This window comes from Streptomyces sp. BBFR25, from assembly GCF_044590125.1.
GTDB lineage: Bacteria > Actinomycetota > Actinomycetes > Streptomycetales > Streptomycetaceae > Streptomyces > Streptomyces canus_D.
Genome location: NZ_CP172447.1, coordinates 1891099 through 1910256, shown reverse-complemented (window position 1 = coordinate 1910256; position 19158 = coordinate 1891099). Strand labels below are relative to the sequence as shown.

Annotated in this window: 19 protein-coding genes; 12 read left to right on the top strand and 7 right to left on the bottom strand. The window is 72.6% G+C overall.

Going from position 1 to position 19158, the window contains the following annotated elements:
* Positions 1–13 precede the first annotated feature (13 nt).
* Genes ACGH52_RS08620 through ACGH52_RS08605 form a run of 4 tightly spaced genes read left to right on the top strand, consistent with a single transcriptional unit; the run spans position 14 to position 2961 of the window.
* Complete coding sequence (locus ACGH52_RS08620; protein ID WP_167308645.1) at positions 14–391, top strand: roadblock/LC7 domain-containing protein; 378 nt, start codon at positions 14–16, stop codon at positions 389–391.
* Complete coding sequence (locus tag ACGH52_RS08615; protein WP_059299650.1) at positions 388–804, top strand: DUF742 domain-containing protein; 417 nt, start codon at positions 388–390, stop codon at positions 802–804. The genes ACGH52_RS08620 and ACGH52_RS08615 overlap by 4 nt, the downstream gene beginning before the upstream one ends.
* Positions 785–1405 (top strand): ATP/GTP-binding protein, encoded by a 621-nt coding sequence (locus tag ACGH52_RS08610; protein ID WP_059299649.1) that lies wholly within the window; start codon positions 785–787, stop codon positions 1403–1405. Before ACGH52_RS08615 ends, ACGH52_RS08610 begins: the two co-directional genes overlap by 20 nt.
* Positions 1406–1464: 59 nt before the next feature.
* Positions 1465–2961, top strand: a complete 1497-nt coding sequence (locus tag ACGH52_RS08605) for a cytochrome P450 (protein WP_399938453.1) — start codon at positions 1465–1467, stop codon at positions 2959–2961.
* 22 nt (positions 2962–2983) lie between these two features.
* Here ACGH52_RS08605 and ACGH52_RS08600 read toward each other — a convergent pair whose 3' ends face one another.
* A complete protein-coding gene (locus ACGH52_RS08600) occupies positions 2984–3934 on the bottom strand; it encodes an RluA family pseudouridine synthase (protein WP_059299647.1) in 951 nt (316 codons plus the stop codon).
* A gap of 107 nt (positions 3935–4041) precedes the next feature.
* Here ACGH52_RS08600 and ACGH52_RS08595 point away from each other — a divergent pair, with 107 nt between their 5' ends.
* Positions 4042–4623 (top strand): GNAT family N-acetyltransferase, encoded by a 582-nt coding sequence (locus ACGH52_RS08595; RefSeq protein WP_399938451.1) that lies wholly within the window; start codon positions 4042–4044, stop codon positions 4621–4623.
* A 152-nt stretch (positions 4624–4775) separates the two neighbouring features.
* On the opposite strand, the gene ACGH52_RS08590 is transcribed toward ACGH52_RS08595, so the two are convergent.
* Together ACGH52_RS08590 and ACGH52_RS08585 are read right to left on the bottom strand one after the other, a co-directional pair.
* A complete protein-coding gene (locus ACGH52_RS08590) occupies positions 4776–5618 on the bottom strand; it encodes a siderophore-interacting protein (RefSeq protein ID WP_121702673.1) in 843 nt (280 codons plus the stop codon).
* A 105-nt stretch (positions 5619–5723) separates the two neighbouring features.
* Positions 5724–6629 carry a 5'-3' exonuclease gene (locus ACGH52_RS08585; RefSeq protein WP_063124370.1) on the bottom strand — a complete coding sequence of 302 codons (906 nt, stop codon included), beginning with the start codon at positions 6627–6629 and terminating at the stop codon, positions 5724–5726.
* Positions 6630–6822: 193 nt separating this feature from the next.
* Here ACGH52_RS08585 and ACGH52_RS08580 point away from each other — a divergent pair, with 193 nt between their 5' ends.
* From ACGH52_RS08580 to ACGH52_RS08565, 4 genes are all read left to right on the top strand, one after another.
* Positions 6823–7914, top strand: coding sequence for a glycine betaine/L-proline ABC transporter ATP-binding protein (locus tag ACGH52_RS08580; RefSeq protein ID WP_399938448.1), 1092 nt, complete (start codon positions 6823–6825; stop codon positions 7912–7914).
* The gene (locus ACGH52_RS08575; protein WP_399938446.1) at positions 7907–10522 is read left to right on the top strand and encodes an ABC transporter permease/substrate binding protein; all 2616 of its coding nucleotides are present in this window, start codon (positions 7907–7909) and stop codon (positions 10520–10522) included. The genes ACGH52_RS08580 and ACGH52_RS08575 overlap by 8 nt, the downstream gene beginning before the upstream one ends.
* A gap of 402 nt (positions 10523–10924) precedes the next feature.
* Positions 10925–11494, top strand: coding sequence for a helix-turn-helix domain-containing protein (locus tag ACGH52_RS08570; protein ID WP_059299641.1), 570 nt, complete (start codon positions 10925–10927; stop codon positions 11492–11494).
* 10 nt (positions 11495–11504) lie between these two features.
* Positions 11505–12224 carry a helical backbone metal receptor gene (locus ACGH52_RS08565; RefSeq protein ID WP_399938444.1) on the top strand — a complete coding sequence of 240 codons (720 nt, stop codon included), beginning with the start codon at positions 11505–11507 and terminating at the stop codon, positions 12222–12224.
* Here ACGH52_RS08565 and ACGH52_RS08560 read toward each other — a convergent pair.
* A complete protein-coding gene (locus ACGH52_RS08560) occupies positions 12151–13335 on the bottom strand; it encodes a TDT family transporter (protein WP_399938442.1) in 1185 nt (394 codons plus the stop codon). The two genes, ACGH52_RS08565 and ACGH52_RS08560, sit on opposite strands and share 74 nt — an antisense overlap.
* A 70-nt stretch (positions 13336–13405) precedes the next feature.
* Here ACGH52_RS08560 and ACGH52_RS08555 point away from each other — a divergent pair, with 70 nt between their 5' ends.
* On the top strand, positions 13406–14380 hold the full coding sequence (locus tag ACGH52_RS08555) for a LysR family transcriptional regulator (RefSeq protein ID WP_059299638.1): 975 nt from the start codon (positions 13406–13408) through the stop codon (positions 14378–14380).
* 118 nt (positions 14381–14498) lie between these two features.
* On the opposite strand, the gene ACGH52_RS08550 is transcribed toward ACGH52_RS08555, so the two are convergent.
* The gene (locus tag ACGH52_RS08550; RefSeq protein ID WP_076973567.1) at positions 14499–15440 is read right to left on the bottom strand and encodes a helix-turn-helix domain-containing protein; all 942 of its coding nucleotides are present in this window, start codon (positions 15438–15440) and stop codon (positions 14499–14501) included.
* Positions 15441–15581: 141 nt separating this feature from the next.
* On the opposite strand from ACGH52_RS08550, the gene ACGH52_RS08545 reads away from it, so the two are divergent.
* Together ACGH52_RS08545 and ACGH52_RS08540 are read left to right on the top strand one after the other, a co-directional pair.
* Positions 15582–16307: an SDR family NAD(P)-dependent oxidoreductase gene (locus ACGH52_RS08545; protein ID WP_076973566.1), complete on the top strand. Its 726-nt coding sequence runs from the start codon at positions 15582–15584 to the stop codon at positions 16305–16307.
* Between the two features lie 88 nt (positions 16308–16395).
* Entirely contained in the window at positions 16396–17325 is a 930-nt protein-coding gene (locus tag ACGH52_RS08540; protein WP_399938440.1) for an alpha/beta fold hydrolase, read from the top strand.
* Positions 17326–17677: 352 nt separating this feature from the next.
* On the opposite strand, the gene ACGH52_RS08535 is transcribed toward ACGH52_RS08540, so the two are convergent.
* Together ACGH52_RS08535 and ACGH52_RS08530 are read right to left on the bottom strand one after the other, a co-directional pair.
* Entirely contained in the window at positions 17678–18370 is a 693-nt protein-coding gene (locus tag ACGH52_RS08535; RefSeq protein ID WP_076973564.1) for a gamma-glutamyl-gamma-aminobutyrate hydrolase family protein, read from the bottom strand.
* Between the two features lie 61 nt (positions 18371–18431).
* Positions 18432–19142 carry a FadR/GntR family transcriptional regulator gene (locus tag ACGH52_RS08530; RefSeq protein ID WP_121701160.1) on the bottom strand — a complete coding sequence of 237 codons (711 nt, stop codon included), beginning with the start codon at positions 19140–19142 and terminating at the stop codon, positions 18432–18434.
* Positions 19143–19158 lie beyond the last annotated feature (16 nt).

Below are 19158 nucleotides of genomic sequence, written 5' to 3'. Positions count from 1 at the left end.
CAAGTTCGACTGGATGCTCCGGGACCTCTACGACGGCGTCCCGGGCATCGAGATGATCGTGGTGCTCTCCGCCGACGGCCTGCGCATCGCCCGCTACTCCGGGGACCCGGACGCCGCCGACCGGGTCGCCGCCGCCTGCGCGGGCCTGCAGAGCCTGGCGAGCGCCGTCAGCCAGGAGATCCCCACCAGCGACGGCGACATGAAGATGGTGCTCATCGAGATGAACGGCGGCTACTTCTACCTGATGGCCGCGGGACCCAACGCCTATCTCGCCGTGCTCTCCGACGTCCGCTGCGAACCCGGCCGGATGGGCCTGAGCATGGCCGACCTGGTCGCCCGCATCGGCCCCCATCTGACCAGTCCCGCACGGCGCAACGGGCAGACCGTATGACTCCTCCCAGGCGCCAGAGGCGATCCCCGGAGCCGGAGCGGCCCGCCGCGCCGGCCCCTCCCGACCCGCCCGCCAAGGAGGGCGAACTCAGCAACCCCGAGCGGCTCTTCGTCATCGGCGGCGAGGGCGGCGGCGAACGCGCCGACATCGACCTCGTCACCCTGATCGTGGCCCGCGCCGACCCCCCGGTGTCCGCCACACCGGAACAGGCCGCGCTGCTGCGACTGTGTGCCGCACCCCTGTCCGTGGCCGAGCTGTCGGCCTACCTGAGCCTGCCGTTCAGTGTGGTGACCGTGCTGCTCACCGACCTGCTGGCGTCGGAACTGGTGCAGGCCCGCGCCCCGATCGTCCGCCAGAAGGTCGCCGACCGAAACCTCCTCGAAGCGGTGATGCATGGACTTCAAAAGCTCTGACACGATCCCGGGCCCACGGACCGAGGACCGGCTGCCGCACACGGCCGAGGCCGCCGTGAAAATCGTCATCGTGGGCGGCTTCGGGGTCGGCAAGACCACCATGGTCGGCTCGGTCAGCGAGATCAGACCGCTGACCACCGAGGAGACGATGACCCAGGCCGGCATCGGCGTCGACGACAACTACGGCTCCGCGTCCAAGACCGCCACCACCGTCGCCATGGACTTCGGCCGCATCACCATCACCGACGAACTGGTGCTGTACCTCTTCGGCACGCCCGGCCAGGAGCGCTTCTGGTTCCTGTGGAACGGCCTGTTCGAAGGCGCCCTGGGCGCGGTCGTCCTGGTTGACACGCGGCGCCTGGAGGTCAGCTTCGACGTCATGGGACGCCTGGAGGAGCGCGGCGTGCCCTTCGTCGTCGCCGTCAACACCTTCCCGGACGCGCCCCGTTACCCCGTCGCGGAACTGCGCACCGCGCTCGACCTGCCCGAGGAGATCCCCATCCTCGACTGCGACGTGCGGCGCCGGGCCTCCAGCCGGGACGTCCTGATGACCCTGATGCGCTTCCTGCACGCCCTCGCCATGAAGGGCGCGCTCACCTGAGCCGCGCGCCCACCCACACCCCCTGACGTGACCACACCTTTTGTTTGCGGAGCGAGACTGTGACGCCTGAAAGCCACTCCCCGACCGGAACGGGCGAACCCCTGCTCGAACCACCGCCCGGCTGCCCCGCGCACGGCCTCGGGCCGGGCGGACTGCACCGGCTGCACGAGGCGGACGACCTGGAGGAGCTGTACGAGAAGCTGCGCGAACAGCACGGGCCCGTGGCGCCCGCGCTGCTCCACGACGACGTACCCATGTGGGTGGTCCTCGGGCACGCCGAGAACCTGCACATGGTGAGCACCCCCGCCCAGTTCTGCCGCGACAGCCGGATCTGGACCCCGCTCAACGAGGGCATGGTCAAACCCGACCACCCGCTGATGCCGCACATCGCCTGGCAGCCCATCTGCTCCCACGCCGAGGGCGACGAGCACAAGCGTCTGCGCGGCGCGGTCACCAGCGCCATGTCCGACCTCGACTACCGGGAGCTGCGCCGGCACATCAAGCGCTACACCCAGCGCATCGTCAACCGGTTCTGCGAGGAGGGCCGCGCCGACCTGGTCAGCCAGTTCGCCGAGCATCTGCCGATGGGCGTGATGTGCCATCTGCTCGGCATGCCCGAGGAGTACAACGACCGGCTGGTGGAGGCGGCCCGCGACACCCTCAAGGGCACCGAGACGGCGATCGCCAGCCACGCCTACGTCATGGAGGCGCTGGGACGGCTCACCGCCGCCCGCCGGGCCGACCCGGCCGACGACATCGCCGGCCGTCTCGTCGTCCACCCGGCGGGCCTCACCGACGACGAGGTCCGCGAGCACCTGAGGGTGGTCCTGCTGGCCGCCTACGAGGCGACCGTCAACCTCATCGCCAACGTGCTGCGCGTGGTCCTCACCGACCCGGGCTTCCGCGCCCAGCTCAGCGGCGGCCAGATGACGGTGCCCCAGGCGGTCGAGCAGTCCCTGTGGGACGAGCCGCCGTTCAGCACCGTCTTCGCCTACTTCGCCAAGCAGGAGACGGAACTCGGCGGTCAGCGCATCCGCGCCGGTGACGGCCTGCTGCTCGGCATCGCCCCGGGCAACGTCGACCCGCGCATCCGTCCGGATCTGAACGCGAGCATGATGGGCAACCGCGCCCACCTCGCCTTCGGCGGCGGCCCGCACGAGTGCCCCGGCCAGGACATCGGGCGGGCCATCGCCGACGCCGGTATCGACGCGCTGCTGATGCGGCTGCCGGACGTCCAGCTCGCCTGCGACGAGGACGACCTGCGGTGGCGGTCGTCGATCGCCTCGCGGCACTTGGTGGAGCTGCCGGTGCGGTTCGAGCCCAGGGCGCAGCAGGACGTCATGCAGCAGCCGAGCCACGCCCCGGCCCCGCCGCCGCGCGATACTTGGCACGTCGGCCTCTCGAAGCCGGAGGAGCGGACGCAGCCACCGCTGCCGTCCCAGCCGCCGCAGCCCGTGTCGGCGGCGGCCGCCCGGCCCCAGCAGGCACCGGGCGCGGACCAGGCTCCTCCTCGCGGTGCCTGGCAGCGCTTCCTGCGCTGGTGGCGCGGCTACTGACGGCCGGCCGATCCGGGTCCGCCTACGCGGCCCAGTCCTCGTACGCCGTCCAGGCGCCCAGGGACCGGCCGCTGCGGAAGCGGTGCTCGCGCCCCGTGACCGGATCGGTGAACGCCAGCTCCCGCGCGAGCAGTTGCAGCGGGCGCCGGAAGTCACCGGGCGGCACGGGGGCGGCCACCTCCGGGTAGAGGGGGTCACCGAGGATCGGCACGCCGAGCGCGTTCATGTGCACGCGCAGCTGGTGCGTCTGGCCGGTGCCGGGAACCAGCCGGTACCGGCCGAGCCCGCCCTCCGGCCGGTGTGCGAGCAGTTCGACGCGGGTCACGGCGTTCGGCTCGCCGTCGACCTCGCGGGCGGCGAGCACTCCGCGCTCCTTCAGGATCCGGCTGCGGACCGTGCGGGGAAGGGCGAGCGCCGCGTCGTACGGGGCGACGGCCTCGTACTCCTTGCGCACCCGCCGGTCGGCGAACAGGCCCTGGTACGCGCCGCGTTCCTCGGGGCGCACGGTGAACAGGACCAGCCCCGCCGTGAGCCGATCCAGGCGGTGCGCGGCGCCGAGCGCCGGGATGCCCAGCTCGCGGCGCAGGCGGGCCAGCGCGCTCTGCGTGACGTGGCCCCCGCGCGGGGTGGTGGCGAGGAAGTGCGGCTTGTCCACGACGACGATGTGCTCGTCGCGGTACACGACCTCCAGCGGGAAGGGGACCGGAACCTCGGCGGGCAGCTCGCGGTGGAACCACACGAACATGCCCGGCTCGTACGGCGCGTCGCCCGCCACGGGGCGCCCGTCGGCCCCGACGAACAGCCCGGCGTCGAACATGCCGTCGACCACCCCGGCGCCCGCGCCCGACAGCCGCTCCGTGAGGTGCTCCCGCACCGTGGCCCACGGCCCGTCCGCGGGCAGCCGCACCCGCACCGCGTCGATGCCGTCGCGCTGCGGCAGGGGCGAGGGCGGGGGAGGGGTACGGCGTCTCATCACCTGCCAGCGTACGAGGCGGTGACCCGCGGCGGCGGTCCGAGTCGGCCGGGCCGATCCGGAAAACCGCTGGGCCGCCGCTCGGCTCCCTTGACAGGATGCCGCCCATGCCCTTCCTCACCCGCCCGGTCCTCGCCGCCGGCACCCTCTCCCGCACCCCGCAGCCCACGCTCCCCACCGGCGACGGGCTGGTGCTGCGCCCCTGGCGCACCGAGGACGCGCCCGCCGTGCACGCGGCCTTCCAGGACCCGGTGATGCACCAGTGGCACGTCCGCGCCGCCGACTCCGAGGAGGAGGTGCGGGGCTGGATCACCGAGTGGCAGCGCGCCTGGGAGCAGGAGAGCGGCGTCCAGTGGGCGGTCGCGGACGCGGCGGACGACCGGCTGCTCGGCCGGGTCGCGCTCCGCGAGTGGGTGCTCGGCGACGGGGAGGCCGAGGTCGCCTACTGGACGACGGCGGACGCCCGCGGCCGGGGCGTCGCCGCGCGGGCCACGCGGACCCTCGCCCACTGGGCCCTGGACGAGATCGGCTTCCAGCGCCTGGAACTCCTGCACGCCGTGGCCAACGAGGCCTCGTGCCGGGTCGCGCAGAAGACCGGCTTCGCCTTGGAGGGCACCAAGCGCCGCGCCGTGCTCCACCCCGACGGGTGGCACGACATGCACCTGCACGCACGCGTACGCGGCGACTGACACGCGCGCCGCCCGCGGAACCGCCGATACCGGGTGGTCCGCCGGGGGTGTCACTGGGCGCGGCCGGTGTCCAGCGGGGGCTGTGCCGCGGAGGGCAACGGGGCCGGGGTGCGCCCGGCCGTGCAGGCATCGGTCGTGGGCCGGCGCGGCCGTTATGCCGCCGTGGTGCCCTCCTGTTCGGCCTCGATGCGGGCGTTCCACTCCCGCTTGGAGGCCTGCCAGCCGTCCTCGTTGTGGCCGAGTCGCCAGTAGCCGGAGATGGACAGGTCCTCGCGGGGGACCTCGCGCTCCAGCCGCAGGTACCGGCGCAGGTCCTTCACGCAGGCCGCCTCGCCGTGGACGAACGCGTGCAGCCTGCCCTCGGGGAACTCCAGCGCACGCACGGCCTCCACCAGGGCCTGCCCGACCGGACGGCCCGCGCGGTGCAGCCAGACCACCTCCACGTCGGAGTCGATCTTCTGCTCCTCCTCGGGCCCCTCGACCTCGACGAACGCGAAGGCGCGGGCGCCGTCGGGCAGCGCCTCCAGGGAGCGGGCGATCGCGGGCAGGGCGCTCTCGTCACCGGCGAGCAGATGCCAGTCGGCGGCGGGGTCGGGGGCGTAGGCGCCGCCGGGGCCCATGAAGTGGATCTCCTCGCCGGGCCGCACCCGCTTCGCCCAGGGCCCGGCCAGACCCTCGTCGCCGTGGATGACGAAGTCCAGCGTCATCTCGCGGTGCTCGGCGTCCCAGTGGCGGACCGTGTACGTCCGGGTCACCGGCCACTGCTCGCGGGGGAACTCCTCGCGGATCCGCTCCATGTCGAACGGCTCCGGATAGGTCGCGCCCCCGGAGGGGAAGAGCAGCTTCACATAGTGGTCGGTGCAGGTGTCCGCCGCGAACGCGGAGAGCCCCTCGCCGCCGAGGACCACGCGCTGCATGTGCGGGGTCAGCCGCTCGGTGCGGACGACCTGCGCGGTGTGCGGCTTGCGCGGCTTGCGTGCCGGACGGTCTGCCATGACGGCCTCCCTGCTCCCTGCGTGCGGTTCCCCGAGTTAGGTATACCTAAGCTAGCATCCCGAACCTGTGAGTGACCCCTGGAAACCGGTGCCGCGTGCCGCCGCTCAGGTGGTGAGCGTGGTCAGCAGCCGGTGCAGCGACCCGCCGAGCCCCCAGCGGGCCGCCAGCGCGTCCAGTGCCCCGGCGTCGCGCGGGCCGCGCGGCAGCGCCGTGGCCGTGTCCGGCAGCGGCACGTCGTCCGCCACCCGGACGACCTTCGGGGCCACCGCGAGATACGGCGCGGCCTCGGTCAGCCGCTTGCGCTGCGTGGGCGTGAGCTTCGCCTTCGGGTCGTCGACGGCGGCCTGGATCCCGGCCAGGTCCCCGAACTCGGCGAGCAGCTTCGCCGCCGTCTTCTCGCCGATGCCGGGCACCCCGGGCAGGCCGTCGCTCGGGTCGCCGCGCAGCAGCGCCAGATCGGCGTACCCGCCGCCGTCGACGCCGTACTTCTCGCGCAGCGCGGCCTCGTCGACGAGGTTGAGCGTGCCGACGCCCTTGACCGGGTAGAGCACGCGCACGCCGCGGGCGTCGTCGACCAGTTGGTACAGGTCGCGGTCGCCGGTGACGATGTCCACCGGGCCGGTGGCCCGCGCGGTGTAGGTGCCGATGACGTCGTCCGCCTCGTATCCCGCCACGCCGACACGGGCGATGCCGAGCGCGTCGAGGACCGCCTCGATGACCGGCACCTGCGGGGACAACGTGTCGGGCACCTCCTCCTCGTCCGGGCCCGCCGGGCGCTCCTCGGCCACCCGGTGCGCCTTGTAGGAGGGGATCAGCTCCACCCGCCACTGCGGCCGCCAGTCGGCGTCCATGCAGGCCACCAGATGGTCGGGCCGGTGGTCCTTCACCAGGCGGTCGATGAAGTCCAGCAGCCCGCGCACGGCGTTCACCGGCGTGCCGTCGGGCGCCCGCACCGAGTCCGGCACGCCGAAGTAGGCGCGGAAGTAGAGGGAGGCGGTGTCGAGAAGCATCAGTCGTCCGGTCACGCCTCGCATCATGCCGCAGGTGGTGCGGGGGAGGGGCGGCGGGCATGTGAACTGAATCACTCAAATGTTTGGCGCATAAGGATCGGGGCAGGCGCGCAGCCGGGCCGAAGCTGGTTGATGCATTCAACTGTTAGGGGAGCTTTGGGCCCCGTCCCTGCCCCCGAGCCAAGAGGTAAGCGTGTCAGCCAGACTAGAGGCCGAGAACCTGTACAAGGTCTTCGGCAGGAAACCGGACCAGGCAGTCCAGCGACTGCGCCAGGAAGACGTACGGGAGGAACTGCGCGCCGACGGCACCACCGCCGCGGTCATCGACGCGTCCTTCACCGTGGAGCCCGGCGAGATCTTCGTGGTCATGGGACTGTCCGGATCAGGCAAGTCCACGCTGCTGCGCATGCTCAACGGTCTGTCGGAGCCGACCGCCGGGCACGTCCGCTTCGGGGGCCAGGACCTCACCGAGCTCAGCGACCGCGAGCTGCGCGAGGTCCGTTCCAGGAAGATCAGCATGGTCTTCCAGCACTTCGCGCTCTTCCCCCACCGCAGCGTCCGTGACAACGCTGCCTACGGTCTCGAAGTGCAGGGCGTGCCCCGCGCCGAGCGCGAGCGCCGCGCCGACGAGGCGCTCGCCCTGTGCGGCCTGGCCGGCTGGGAGAAGTCCTGGCCCGACGAGCTGTCCGGCGGCATGCAGCAGCGGGTCGGCCTGGCCCGCGCGCTCGCCACCGACGCCGACCTGCTGCTGATGGACGAGTCCTTCAGCGCCCTCGACCCGCTGATCCGCCGCGACATGCAGGACCAGCTGCTCGACCTGCAGAAGACCCTGAAGAAGACCATCGTCTTCATCACCCACGACCTCAACGAGGCCATGCGCCTGGGCGACCGCATCGCCATGATGCGCGACGGCCGGATCGTGCAGATAGGCACCGCGCAGGACATCCTGATACGTCCCGCCAACGACTACGTCGCCTCCTTCACCAAGGACGTCGACCGCTCCCGCGTCCTGACCACCGCTTCCGTCATGGAGACCGACGTGCGCGGCGACGAGGCGGACTGCGACTGCGAGACCGCCACGCCCCAGACGCCGTTCTCGGAGCTGTGCGCGATCAGCGCCCGCGTGCCCCACGCGGTGGCGGTGGTCGACGGCGACCGCCGCCTGGTCGGCGTCGTCCCGGCCCAGCGCCTCATCGGCTTCCTCGGCGACGAGGACGACGTCGTCCCCGGCGTCTGCGACAACCCGCGGGACAAGGGCGGCAAGAAGGTGATCAGCCGTGCCTAGGATCCCCCTCGGCGACTGGGTCAACAGCAGCGTCGACTGGCTGCTCGACAACGTCTCCTGGCTCTTCACCTTCTTCAAGAGCGTCTTCACCGGCGCCTACGACGGCATCAACGCCGTCCTCCAGGCCCCCGAGCCGCTGCTGCTCGCCGGCATCTTCGCCGTGCTGGCCTTCTGGCTGCGCGGCACCGTCGCCGGTGTCCTCTCCTTCGTCGGATTCGCCTTCATCGACTCCCTCGGTCTGTGGGAGAACGCGATGGTCACCCTGGCGCTCCTGCTGGTCGCCACGATCATCGCCCTGGTCATCTCGGTGCCGGTGGGCATCTGGGCGGCGCGCTCGGACCGGGTGAGCGCCTTCGTGCGGCCGGTCCTGGACTTCATGCAGACGCTGCCCGCGATGATCTACCTGATCCCCGCGATCCTGTTCTTCGGGACCGGTTCCGCCCCGGGCATCGTGGCCACCCTGATCTTCGCCCTCGCCCCCGGCGTGCGCATGACCGAGCTGGGCATCCGCCAGGTCGACAAGGAACTGGTCGAGGCGGCCGAGGCGTTCGGCACCACCCCCCGCAACACCCTGCTGCGGGTCCAGCTCCCGCTGGCGCTGCCCACCGTGATGGCGGGCGTCAACCAGGTCATCATGCTCGGCCTGTCCATGGCCGCGATCGCCGGCATGGTCGGCACCGGCGGCCTCGGCGGCGACGTCATGGAGTCCATCGGCCAGCTCAACGTCGGCCTCGGTGCCGAGGCCGGTGTCGCCATCGTGATCCTGGCGATCTACCTGGACCGCATGACCAGCGCGCTGGGCACGCACGTCTCCCCGCTGGGCCGCCGGGCCGCCGCCAAGGCACGCGCCGCCAAGGGTCTGAAGATCTGGTCCTACCGCCCCCAGCCGCAGGTCGCCGTGATCGGCATCGTGATCCTCGCGCTGGTGGCCGGCGGCATGGGCATGTTCGGCGGCAGCTCCGACGACACCGCCACGGCCGCCGGCGGCAAGGACGTCGGCGCGGGCAAGAAGGTCTCCATCGGCTACATCCCCTGGGACGAGGGCGTCGCCTCCACGTTCCTGTGGAAGGAGATCCTCGAACAGCGCGGCTTCGAGGTCGAGGCCAAGCAGTTCGAGGCCGGCCCGCTCTACACCGCGCTCGCCCAGGGCAACATCGACTTCCAGACCGACTCGTGGCTGCCCACGACGCACGAGCAGTACTGGAAGAAGTACGGCAAGCAGCTCGAGGACCTCGGCTCCTGGTACGACCAGACGTCGCTGGAGCTGTCCGTCCCGGCGTACATGAAGGACATCAACTCCCTCGAGGACCTCAAGGGCAAGGCCGACCTCTTCGGCGGGAAGATCACCGGTATCGAGCCCAGCGCCGGTGAGATGAACCTGCTCAAGACCAAGGTGCTCAAGGAGTACGGCCTCGACAAGGAGTACAAGGTCGTCGACAGCTCCACGCCGGCGATGCTGGCCGAGCTGAAGCGGGCCTACAGCAAGCAGGAACCGATCGTCACCACGCTGTGGTCCCCGCACTGGGCGTACAACGACTACAAGCTGAAGAAGCTGAAGGACCCCAAGGGCGCCTGGGGCAAGGGCGACGGCGTGCACTCGCTGTCCCGCAAGGGCTTCTCGGACGACAACCCGGTCGTGGCCAAGTGGCTGAAGGACTTCTCCATGACGGAGAAGCAGCTCACCAGCCTGGAGGCCGAGATCAACAAGGCCGGCAAGGGGCAGCAGCAGGACGCCGTCCGCACCTGGCTCAAGGCCAACCCGGGCGTCGTCGACAAGCTCGCCCCGGTCGAGGGCGGCAGCGGCGGCACCCCCGCCGAGGCCAAGCGGACCCTCGACGTCGCCTGGTTCCCCTGGGAGGAGGACGTCGCCGTCACCTACCTGTGGAAGAACGTCCTCGAGCGGCGCGGCTACAAGATGAACCTGAAGCAGATGGACGTCGGCCCGGTCTACACCGGGCTGGCCTCCGGAGGCATCGACCTCAACTTCGACGCGTGGCTTCCCTACGCCCAGAGCAACTACTGGAACAAGCACAAGGACAACCTCGTCGACCTGGGCACCTGGTACGAACCGACCTCCCTGGAGATCGCCGTCCCCTCGTACGTGAAGGACGTCAAGTCCCTCGCCGACCTCAAGGGCAAGAGCGACCTGTTCGACGGGAAGATCATCGGCATCGAGCCCGGTACTGGTGAGATGCAGCTGCTGAAGAACGAGGTCCTGACGGGCTACGGCCTCGAGGACGAGTACGAGGTCGTCGACGGCTCCACGCCCGCCATGCTGGCCGAGCTGAAGCGCGCCCTCGCCAAGAAGGAGCCGGTCGCGGTCACCCTGTGGTCCCCGCACTGGGCCTACAGCGACTACGAGCTGACCAAGCTGAAGGACCCGAAGAAGGCCTTCGGCGAGGGCAACACGATCCGGACCATCTCCAGCAAGGACTTCCCCGAGCAGTATCCGCAGCTCACGAAGTGGATCAAGAACTTCAAGATGAGCGAGGACGAGCTGGGCAGCCTGGAGGCCGAGATCAAGGACCGCGGCCAGGGCAAGGAGGAGGAAGCCGTCGCCGCCTGGCTCAAGGACCACCCGGACATGGTCGGCCGGATGACCCCGTAACAGCGCGGTATGCAGTGACGGTCACCCCGAGGGGTGGGCCCGGTGGCGTCTCCTGACGGCGCGCCGCCGGGCCCGCCCCTCGGGTCGTTCCCGGACCGGCCACGGTAGGAATTCGGCCAACCACGGAGCGCCAGGCCCCGGCCTGAGCATCCCCCGACCGGGGCGCGAGCGGCTGGCGGGAACATGCGGGACCGCCCACGCCTTGAACCGGTAGGGCCCGCGGACCGGTCCGTCGATGGCGAGAAACGTGAGGTCGCGGCCACCGCACCGTGACATCGATGTGACGGCCGCATGAAACGGTTTGCCGAACATGCGTAGGGTGCAGAGAACTCATCAGGAGGCCGGCGCCCCGCACGGGGCACGGTGACGGTACGACGACGGGCGAAGGAGGGAGCCGGAGCGATGGGCGACCACAAAGATCAGCACCTCCGGGTGGGCGCGGCCGTACGGCGGCGGCGCCGGGACCTCGAACTCACCCTCGCCGTGGTGTCCGAGCGCAGCGGCCTGTCCGTGCCCTTCCTGAGCCAGATCGAGAACGACCGGGCGCGGCCCAGCCAGACCTCCCTGGAGAAGGTGGCCGACGCCCTGCGCACCACCGCCGTGGAGCTGCTCGCCGCGGCCGACCCCGCGTGCAGCGTCGACGTGGTCCGCGCCGAGGACCCCGACCCCGAGCTGGCACCCAGGGTGCGCTCCCTGGTGCGCGGGCACCACCAGATGCACGCCTCCGAGTTCACCGGCGACCACGACGCCGGCCGGGAACTGCAGTACCGCAACGACCAGTTGATGTTCGTCGCCGAGGGCGCCGTGGAGATCGAGGCCGAGGGCCGCGCCTACCGGCTCGGGCGCGGCGACACGCTGTACCTCACCGGCGGGGTGCGGCACCGCTGGCGGGCCACGGTGGCGGACACCCGGCTGATCGTCGTCGCCGTCGCCGAGCACATCGAGGCGGTCCGGGAAGGGCCGCGCCGGTGAGGCCGCGCCGGTGAGGGTGGTCTCGCTGGTGCCGTCGCTGACCGAGGCGGTGGCCCGTACGGTGCCGGGCGCCCTGGTCGGCGCCACCGACTGGTGCACCCACCCGGCCCCCCTCGACGTCGTCCGCGTCGGCGGCACCAAGAACCCGAAGACCGACCGGATCCTCTCCCTTGCCCCCGACCTGGTCGTCGCCAACGAGGAGGAGAACCGCGCCCCCGACCTCGACGCCCTGCGCGCGGCGGGCGCCGAGGTGCTGGTGACCGAGGTGCGCACCGTCCCCCAGGCCTTCACCGAACTGGACCGGGTGCTGACCGCCTGCGGCGCGCCCTCCCGGCCCCGCTGGCTGGACGAGGCACAGGCCGCCTGGGCGGATCCGCCCGCACCCGCGCGGCGCGTCACGGCCGTCGTGCCCGTCTGGCGCAGGCCCTGGATGGTGCTGGGCCGGGACACCTTCGCGGGGGACGTCCTGGCCCGCCTCGGCGTCGACCACGTGTACGCCGCCCATGCCGAGCGCTACCCGCAGGTCCCGCTGGACGAGCTGCGGGCGGCCCGCCCGGACGTCGTGGTGCTGCCGGACGAGCCGTACCGCTTCACCGCCGACGACGGCCCGGAGGCCTTCCCCGGCCTGCCCTGCGCCCTCGTCGACGGGCGGTACCTCACGTGGTACGGGCCGTCACTGGCGAAGGCGCCCCGGGCGCTGGCCGCGGCCCTGCGAGCAGCACGCCGCTGAGCAGACCCCGGGCGGTGTGCACGGCGGCGACGGCCCAGGCGGCCACGAGCAGGGCGTACAGGGCGACGGTGAGCCCGTCGTAGACGACCAGCCCCGTCCGACGGGCCAGCGCCTCGGCGCCGGTGACACAGGTGCCCACCGGGAAGGTGAACGACCACCACGTCATCGAGAAGCGCATGCCCTCCCGGCGGGCCCGCACGACGTGCGCGACGGCGAACGCCAGCCACATCAGCGCGAAGCCCGTCACGGGCACCCCGTACAGCACGGCGAAGACCGCGAAGCCCTCGGCGTACGGCCCCGGCACGACGCCCGGCGCCAGGTCCGCGAACTTTCCCACGGCGGTCGTCGACTGTCCGAGCGGGCCGAGGACGAGGAACAGCGACGGGGTGAGCGCGAGCGGCAGCGGGCCGCCGGTGAGCAGCCTGCCGAAGATCACCGGGAGCGTCACCAGGGTCGCGAACAGGCTCACGCCGAACATCGCGACGCAGGCGAGCAGCAGCGTCTGGCGGGGCTGCCCCGGCGGGAGGTGCGGGACCAGCAGCGGACCGACGGCCGCGGACACCATCGGCGCGACGAGCGGCAGCAGCCACACCGGGCTGGCCTGCCCCGGCTCGATGCGGTGGCGTACGGCCATCAGGTACGGCACGGCGACCGCCGCCGCGAGCCCGATCACCGTACCGGCGGTGAACAGCACCGTGTCCAGGGCGACCGCGGCCGAGGTGCCGATCCAGTCCCGGCCGAGGACCAGGGCGCCGCCGCCGACGGCCAGCAGGGCCATCGACAGACAGCCGTAGAACGGGGCCGCGGCCGGGTCCAGGAGATGCGCGCGGGCCTGGTCGCGGTGGTGGCGCCAGTGCAGGGACCGGGCCACCAGCAGCACCGCCAGCAGGAGGAGGGACAGGGCCCAGACCGCGGTGCAGACGGCCCGCAGGCCGGGTACGTGCCCCGGGAGCGCGGCTCCCGCCGTACCGACGATGGCGGTGCCCATGACGCAGGCGTACCAGTTGGGTCCGAGATGACGCACGGCCGGGACCCGCCGGACGGCCGGGCCGACGGCGGGGGAGGGGGAGGGGGAGGGCGCTGGAGAGCGGTGCTGGGCTGCGGTGACCATGGCTCCACCGTCCCGGCGGGCGAAGCTCCTGACCAGGGAGCATGTCCCTATGAGGACATAAGCTGGAGTTATGAGCAGGAGTACGGCGAGCGGGGCGGGGAACGGCGTGGGCGGCACGGAGGGCGGGCACGCGGGCCGGGCACGGTCCGTGGCGGGTTCGCTGGCACACCGGGTGCCAGACCTCGGCGCGATGGAGCTGCTGCTGGCGGTGGCGCGCCTGGGCAGTCTCGGCGGGGCGGCGCGCGAGCTGGGGATCACCCAGCCGGCCGCCAGCAGTCGCATCCGCTCGATGGAGCGGCAGCTGGGCGTCGCCCTGGTGGACCGCTCGCCGCGCGGCTCCCGGCTCACCGACGCGGGCGCGCTGGTCACGGACTGGGCGCGGCGGATCGTGGAGGCCGCCGAGGCGTTCGACGCGGGCGCGCAGGCGCTGCGGGACCGGCGGGACTCGCGGCTCCGTGTCGCGGCGAGCATGACGATCGCCGAGTACCTGCTGCCGGGGTGGCTGGTCGCGCTGCGCACCCAGTTGCCGGACACGGCGGTGTCGCTGCTCGCGGGCAACTCGGCGGCGGTGGCGGAGCGCCTGCTGGCCGACGAGGCCGACCTCGGCTTCGTGGAGGGGGTCAGCGTGCCGACCGGCCTCGACTCCGCGGTCATCGGCCACGACCGGCTCGTCGTGGTGGCCGCGCCGGGCCACCCCTGGGCCCGCCGCAGGCGCCCGCTGGCGGCGGCGGAGCTGGCGGCCACCCCGCTGATCCTGCGGGAGAAGGGCTCGGGCACCCGGCAGGTGCTGGACGCGGCGCTGGGCGGTCTGGCCCGCCCCCTGATCGAACTGTCCTCGACCACGGCGGTGAAGGCGGCCGCGGTCGGCGGCGCCGGTCCCTCCGTCCTCAGCGAACTCGCCGTCGGCGAGGAACTGACCACCCGGCGTCTGGTGAGCGTCCCCGTGGCGGACGTCGTCCTGGCCCGCGACCTGCGAGCGGTATGGCCCACCGGCCACCGCCCCACCGGCCCGGCCCGCCAACTGCTGTCCCTGACCCGGGCGTAGGCACGCGGCCGGTCCCGCCCAGCTAGGGGGGTGTCGGTTGGATCAGGCCGGCTCCGGTCGACGGCGCCTTGTTGCCGGCCCGACCCCGCGACCCCGGCAAGATCCAAACGACGGCCCCCTAGGTGGCATCCGTTTCACGAGCGGCGGTCGCGGCGTAGTCGGTCGGGGTCAGGCCGTAGTACTTGCGGAAGGCGCGGGCGAAGTGGCCGCTGTCGGCGAACTGCCAGCGGGCGGCTATCTCCGTGACGGTCATGCGCCGGTGCGGTGCGACGAGCGCGCGGCGTGCTTCCTCGAGGCGGCGGCGCCGGATGTAGGTGCTCAGCGGTCGGCCCTCCCTGGCGAAGGCCCGTTGGAGGGTACGCGGGGAGACGTTCAGCTCCCGGGCGAGAGCAGAGGGGGACAGGGCCGGGTCGGTGAGGCGGCGGTCGGCCAGGTCCCGCGCGGCTTGGGCCAGGGCCGGCGACAACAGGGGCTCCACGTCGTCCAGGCCGCCCCCGGCGGCGGCCCGGGCCAGCTCGGCCAGGGTGTTGCGGGCGGCGTCGAGCCCGGCCGGCCCGAGACGGTCCAGCATCCGGTCCACCATGGCGGCGTGCGCCGTGAGCAGCCGCACCTCGGCGGTGTCGGCCGGACCGGAGGCCGGCCCGCCCCGTCCGGGCCGCACCTCCGCGGCGGGCAGGACGAGTACCTGCACGGCGGTGTGCGGCGCCGCGGAGAAGTGGGACAGCCTTCCCGTCTGTACCAGCAGGCGGCCGGCCGGTGCCGTGTGCTCGGCTCCTCCCGGTTCCTCGAACCGCCAGGTCCCCCGGTGGACGATCCACAGGCGTACGTGATCGTCGGCCCCGACCCGTCGGCCCGCCGTCCGCAGGGCGGCCGCGGTCTCGAAGCGGTTGAACATCATGTCCCGCACCCTGAACCCGCGGGACCGCGCCGAGAAGCCGGACACGGTCGTCCGGCGGAAGGGCGCCAGCGCGAAGGTCTCGCCCATCCGGCTCCGCCACGCGTGTGCGAAGTCGCTGAAGGCGTTCGCGCCGCTCACGTCTGCCGAGAAAGTGCCACTCATCGTTGTCGCGAATCTCCCGTTCGGGCTGACGCGCCGGTCCGAGGCGCCGAGACCACACGCTTCCTACGGTTGTTCCGGCATGCATCGAAGAGCCGACATCCGCGGTCCGGAATGTCGATACAAGGGTAACGAGGTAGCGAATTGAGCACGCTCGCGATCGTGGGCGCAGGTCCGCAACTGGGGCGCTCGATCGGCCGGCGGTTCGCCGCCGAGGGGGTCGACGTGGCGCTGATCGCCCGCAGCCGTACGACGCTGCAGGCGGTGGCCGACGACTTGGCCGACACGGGCGTGCGGGCCGAGGCGTTCCCCGCCGACGTGACCGACCGTCCCGCTCTGCACGCGGCGCTCACCGCCGCCGAGGAGCGGCTGGGACCGATCGACATACTCGAGTACTCGCCCGCGCCGTCCCCGGCCGACCTGCGCCGGGCGCCGCTGGTCGAGGCCACGAAGGTCACCGTCGACTCCGTTCTGGCCCAGCTGGACCTCTATCTGCTCGGGGGTGTGGCGGCGGTGCAGCACGTCCTGCCCGGCATGCTGGAGCGCGGCACGGGGACGATCCTGGTCAGCAGCGGGGCGGGGTCGGGGCCGGTGATCGCCCCGCACGTGGCGAACGTGCAGATCGCCACCGGCGGTATGCGCAACTGGATCCTCAACCTGCACGCGGCGCTCTCCGGCACCGGCGTCTACGCCGCGCACGTGGCGATCGCCGCCTACATCGGCCAAGGGGGCCACGACTCCCAGCCGCAGACGATCGCCGACGCCTACTGGCGGCTGCACACCGAGCGCACCGAACCCGAGCTGGTCATCCAGGATCTGCCGGACGACTACCTGGAAAGGGGGTTGGCGGACAAGTTCGTCGAGCCCTGAGCCGCAGGCGGCCGCACGGCCACCGGCTCCGGCCGCAGGAAGCGTCGTCCGCCCGTAACGACGGGCAGCACAGACCGAGGAGACCACCATGGTGACCGACCCCGCGCTGCGCGACGTCCACGTCCCGCACCTCTATCCCGAACGGCAGATCGATCTCGGCGAGATCACCATGAACTATGCCGAGGCCGGTGACCCGGATCGGCCCGCCGTGCTGCTGATCCCCGAGCAGACGGGCTCCTGGTGGTCGTACGAGGAGGCGATGGGCCTCCTCGCGGAGCACTTCCACGTCTACGCCGTCGACCTGCGGGGCCAGGGGCGCAGCAGTTGGACCCCGAAGCGCTACAGCCTCGACAACTTCGGCAACGACCTGGTCCGGTTCATCGCCCTGGTGGTGAGGCGGCCCGTCGTCGTCGCGGGCAATTCCTCCGGCGGCGTCCTCGCGGCCTGGCTGTCGGCGTACTCCATGCCCGGTCAGCTCCGGGGCGTCCTGTGCGAGGACCCGCCGCTCTTCGCGTCCGAACTCGTCCCGGCGCACGGTCATTCGGTCCGGCAGGCGGTGGGGCCGGTGTTCGACCTCTTCCGCACGTTTCTCGGCGACCAGTGGAGCGTGGGTGACTGGGAGGGGTTCTGCCGCGCGGCCGGAGTCTCGTCGTCGCCGATGGCGCGGTCCTTCGTGGCGGACGTGATCCCGCAGCACCTCAAGGAGTACGACCCGGAATGGGCCCGGGCCTTCTACGAGGGGACCGTCGGGCTGAACTGCCCGCACGAGCGCATGCTGGGCCAGGTCAGAACGCCGGTGCTCCTCACGCACCACATGCGCGGCACCGACCCGGAGACCGGGAACCTGATCGGGGCGCTTTCCGACGACCAGGCCGCGCAGGCCCGGCGGTTGATGGAGTCGGCGGGGGTGAAGGTCGACTACGAGTCGGTGCCGGACGCAACGCACATGATGCACCAGTCGGAACCGGCGCGGTACGCCGAGATCTTCACGCGCTGGGCGGCCACGCTGGCCCGGTGACCGGGTGTCGCGCGGTCGGGCTCACCTCGTCCTCGCGGCGGCGGGCGGTCAAGGCTCTTCAGTGCAGCGGCGCCGGTGCTGCCGCCTACCGTGCCTCCGGAATGCCGGCGGAGTTCGCTGACGCCCTTGCCGCCGTCGAGCGCGGAATCAAGGAGGGGCGCGAGGACCAGGTCAGCACCGCGGTGCTCGAACCGACCGGTCGTCCGTCGCGCGCCTTTGCCGCATTCGTCTCCGACCACGCGTACGAGCGGACGCAGTACCTGAACGGTCGGGGCGGCGCCGAACCGGCTGGTCGCCCCGCGGGTACGCGGGCGGTCCGCTCGGTCCGTTCGTGCCGCGTTCACCGGGCCCCTCAGCCCGCTCGTGCCGCGTCCACAAGGGCCCGCATCACGCGTGTGTCCTCGCCCATCTCCGGGTGCCACTGGACGCCCAGGACCCAGCCGGGGGCGGAGGGCAGTTCGAGGGCCTCCACGGTGGCGTCCGCCGCGTGCGCCGACGCGATCAGGCCGGTGCCGAGACGGTCCACCGCCTGGTGGTGATACGTCGGCACGAACGTCTCCTCCGGTACGGCACCGGCGTACAGCGTCCCCGGCACCGGCCGGACCAGGTGGCCGCCGAACACGCCCACCGCCTCGGCGTGCCCCTCGATGTGCTGAACCAGGGTGCCGCCCAGGGCGACGTTGAGCAGCTGCATGCCCCGGCAGACGCCCAGCAGCGGGACGCCCGCGGACAGCGCCGCCTCGATGAGCGCCAGCTCCCAGGTGTCCCGCGCCCGGGCGGGCGGGCCGGTGCGCGGATCGGGCTCGGCGCCGTAACGGACCGGCTCCACGTCCGGGCCGCCCGCGATCACCAGCCCGTCGACGCGGGCGACGGCCGCGGCGGCGTGCTCCGGCGCGTCCGGCGGGAGCATCGCGGCCAGCCCGCCCACCCGCTGCACCAGCCGCGGGTACCCGGCCGGCAGCAGCGCGGCCTCCAGCTCCCACACGCCCCAGCGCGCACCGGACTCCAGATACGTACTGACACCGATCAGCGGCCGGTCGCCCATCCGTCCTCCAGACAATGAACCGTTCTCATACCTTTGCCGGAGCGTGCGCCCCCGGCGGCGTTCAGGTCAGGAACCCGCGCAGCAGCGCCGCCGTCCCCGCGCAGTGCTCCCGCGCGATCTCCCGCGCCCCGTCCGCGTCCCCGTCGAGCACCGCCGCCACCAGCGCGGCGTGCTGGCGCTGGGAGTGCTCCAGGTTGCGCACCAGCAGCGGGATGCAGTCCAGCAGGTCGTTGAGGGTGGCGCGGACCGCCGCGTACTGCGCCGCCAGCGCCGGTGAGCCGCACAGCTCCGCCAGGGTGAGGTGCAGCATCGTGTCCAGCCGCCGGTAGTGCGCCAGCGGCGCGTCCCGCGTACCGGCCAGCGCCCCGCGCAGCCGCGCCGCCCCCGTGTCCGTCAGCCCGTGCGCCGCGCACAGCCCGGCCGCGCCCGCCTCCAGCACCTCCCGGAAGCGCAGTACGTCCTCGATGTCGACCCCCGTCACCCGGCGCCGCAGCTCGTCCTCGCCGCCCGCGTCCGCGCGGGGCAGCACGAACGTTCCGCCGTAGCGCCCCCGCCGCGCCTCGACCAGGCCCTGCTCCTGGAGCACTCGCAGCACCTCGCGCAGCGTCACCCGGCTGATTCCCAGCCGCTCCGCCAGCTCCCGCTCGGCCGGCAGCCGCTCGCCCCCCGCCACCAGGCCCAGCCGGACGACCTGGAGGATCTGCTCCAGCGCCTCCTCGAAGCCGTTTCCGGCCCGCACCGGTCGCAGCACCGGCGCCAGCCGGTCCGTCACGCTCCCGGCGCTCCCG